The sequence below is a fragment of the Maritimibacter harenae genome, from assembly GCF_009882975.1.
GTDB classification, from domain to species: domain Bacteria; phylum Pseudomonadota; class Alphaproteobacteria; order Rhodobacterales; family Rhodobacteraceae; genus Maritimibacter; species Maritimibacter harenae.
Genome location: NZ_WTUX01000062.1, coordinates 1 through 2952, shown reverse-complemented (window position 1 = coordinate 2952; position 2952 = coordinate 1). Strand labels below are relative to the sequence as shown.

Genomic DNA, 2952 nt, shown 5'->3' with positions numbered 1-2952 from the left:
GTGCCGGCTTCTGCGGACCATCACCCGCGCCTCGTGGAGGAGCGCTCCGAAGGTCATGGCCTGCACGTCCCCGACCGAAAGCCCGGTCCGCGCACCAACCAGAGCCCCCTCCCCTTCGGCGAGGCAGAACTCCAGATCGAAGACATCGCGTCCGGTCAGCCCCAGCTCCTCGAGAAATTCCGGCACGGTCATCGCATAGAAGGACGCCAAGCGGGCCATCCAGGAGGACAGGCGTTCATCGGTTTCGGGACGGAACACGAATGGCAGGCGCTCACCGGCCGTCACACGGGATCTCCAAGGGCCGCCTGCAGCCGATCGCCTCCGAGGATGTCGCTCGAAAGGATCCGTTCCTCGCCGCTCTCGATCGCAGCGATCGCCAGTTGAGACATGATCGAAAAGATGCCCGAAGTGATCCCACCCGTCACCTTGACGATCCGCGCAAGCGCCTTCTCATCAATGTCGCTTTCGCGCCTAAGTGGAAGGCTGCGCGTCAGGGTGCTCATCAGCCCTGTGAAATCGGCCCCTTCCTGCCATGGCGACAACGCAAACGCCTCGAACCGGCGCACCAATTGCGCATCGGTGCGCAGCGCATTGCGGGCCTGCGCCGTGCCCACGCAGACCAGCGGCACCCGAAGCTCATTGCCGAGAAACCGTAACATGTTCAAAAACCGCGCCTGTTCACGGACGGTTCCTGCCTGCAGGCTGTGGATCTCGTCGATCACCAGCATGTGCGGGCGCAACTCCATAAGCAAACGCAGGGTCAAGCTCTCAAGAACAGCAAGCGTCGCTCGAGGCGGTTCCGGCGCGCCGATCGCGGCCAATATCCGGCGGTAGAAACGGGTCTCGTCCGGACCGGACACCATCTGAACCGCAACGACCGGCATGTGCAATCGTCCGGTAGTGTCGTCGAAGCTCGACGGATGATCGCGGGAGAACTTCTCGATGATCATCGTCTTTCCCATGCCGCTTTCACCGACCAGGAGGAGGTTCGGCATCCGGGTACGCTCAGGAAAGGCCAGAAAAGTCTCCAGCTTGGCCAAAGCCACTTCTGCACGGGGGTAGGACACCCATCGGTCGCCTCGAATGCGCAAGATGCGCTCTTCCGCGCCCAGGACGGCACGCCTTCCGGCTCCCGGGTAGAGATGCGGAAACTCAGTCGTCATCGTACCATTCCTCGACATAGAACCCCGGATGATCTCTCAAGACGCTGCCCGCGTTTTTCGGTGCCGGGAGAGTATCCGACGGCTCAGTTGCCGGGGTCACGTCGATCATTGAACCGCGTTTCAGATGCGCCCTGCGCGCTTTGTGGCGTCGTATGGCTTTGGTTTCCCGCTCGGCGCTGTTCACGAGATCGCGTTGCGCCTGGATCGTTGTGAAGATCAGCTCTTCATCCAACGACCGGCGACCAGCTTCGCGCAAAGCACGTCGCGCCGCCCGGTGTTCCCAGAGCGTGATCGCCGGACGAGTCAGATCGGCCGGCCGCGCCTCGATGGGTCCGTCCTCGCTCAGCACGAAGATGCGCGAGAGATCACGCGGGTCGTATTTGAGGGTGTATTTGCGGCTGTCCCGCCCCATCATCCAGCGTAACTCGTCCGCCCAATACCGGATATGGAAGAGATGAAACCCGTCGCGTTGAAGCACGCGCTGCTCGGACGGTAGAAAATCGACCAGAAACCGCCTGAGATCGGTGGGTAGGCGGGGCTTGGCCTCGCTCCCCCGAGCCTCCCAGGCCGCCAAAGGTGTGGTTTCCAGCGCACTGTGGACGCGCGCATGATAGGAGCCGGTGATCTCATGAGCGAGCCAGGTTTCCAGCTCCTGCAGCGTCATCACCGCTTCGGCCTCGGCATCGAGGTCGCCGCGCTCGAAAATGTTCGCAAAATGCGAGCCCGGCAGCAGATGGATCGCCCCCATCATCGTACCGATCAGCCGCTCAATATGCCCGCCGTAGCGCGGGGTGCCGGGCGGACGATGCACCAAATTGATTTGATACTCGGAACACGCGCGCTCGAATGCCCGGGCGTGAAATTCCGCGCCGTTATCTACATAGATCGCCTTGGGGATGCCGTAAGCCGGCCAGTCGGTGTTGATCCCACGCGCCGCCAGCCAATGTGATTTCTCCATCACAGCGTGGGTCAGGCAAAGGGCGACGGAAAGGAGCGAGGGCGGTTCCAACGACAAGTGAAACCCGACGACCATTCGGCTGCTCACGTCGATCGCCAACGTCAGCGTTGGCCGGCCAAGGGGGTGCCGGGAAACCGGGTCGACAACTGTCACATCGGCCTTGGTGTGATCGATCTGGACAATGTCGAGAGAGCGATCCGCGGTTAACGTTCCGGGCGTAGCCAGATGCCGCCGCTCGGCCCGGTCCCTGCCCTCTCGTCTGGCCTGAAGTCTTGCTTGATCCTTCAGCTCCAGCCAGCGCCCCAGTCGCCGGATTGAAGGTGGCACCAGTCCCTGCGCCCGACAATCGGCAGCGACCTCGCGCCAGAACCGCGTCTTCGTTGGTTTGCGGCGGGTGGCGTAGAACTCCTGGAAGTGACGTGCGACGATCACTTCTACCGCTGGGTCCAGCGGCTTCATGCCTGGCTTCGGGCCCGGTGCGCCGGGGAGGAGCGAACTGGTACGCGAATTCTCCCGGAATTGCTTTGCCAAACGATAGACGGTCGCCCGGCTGACCCCCAGCTGCCGCATCGCCCAAGCAACGTCACCCGCTGTGAGCCGCTCCGGCAGCTCGGCAAGCACCTTTGCCCGAAGCTCGGCTTGCTCCCAATCCTTGTCCGCTACGGGGTTATCGGACATAACTTGAACGGCGCATGGTTGCTGGATAGTCTCATCGTTAGTGACTCACAAACAAGCATGGTCTCATGAACTCTGACTCTATCTCAAAATCCTGTCTTAGCAAGTGATTGATAACAAATGCCCCAAAGTCCCAAAGACTCCAGCAGTCCGACA

At 61.8% G+C, this 2952-nt stretch carries 3 protein-coding genes; all 3 read right to left on the bottom strand.

Annotation, left to right across the window (positions count from 1 at the left end):
* Positions 1-285: TniQ family protein (locus tag GQE99_RS20380; RefSeq protein WP_328794244.1), on the bottom strand; the 285-nt coding region annotated here is incomplete at its 3' end.
* Positions 282-1163, bottom strand: a complete 882-nt coding sequence (locus GQE99_RS20375) for a TniB family NTP-binding protein (RefSeq protein WP_161353797.1) — start codon at positions 1161-1163, stop codon at positions 282-284. The genes GQE99_RS20380 and GQE99_RS20375, both read right to left, overlap by 4 nt.
* Positions 1153-2580 carry a Mu transposase C-terminal domain-containing protein gene (locus tag GQE99_RS20370; protein WP_235917314.1) on the bottom strand — a complete coding sequence of 476 codons (1428 nt, stop codon included), beginning with the start codon at positions 2578-2580 and terminating at the stop codon, positions 1153-1155. Before GQE99_RS20370 ends, GQE99_RS20375 begins: the two co-directional genes overlap by 11 nt.
* Positions 2581-2952: the final 372 nt, after the last annotated feature.

Coding starts and splice junctions, on each gene's coding strand:
- GQE99_RS20375 (WP_161353797.1), bottom strand. CDS start 1,163: ATGACGACTGAGTTTCCGCATCTCTACCCGGGAGCCGGAAGGCGTGCC.
- GQE99_RS20370 (WP_235917314.1), bottom strand. CDS start 2,580: ATGAAGCCGCTGGACCCAGCGGTAGAAGTGATCGTCGCACGTCACTTC.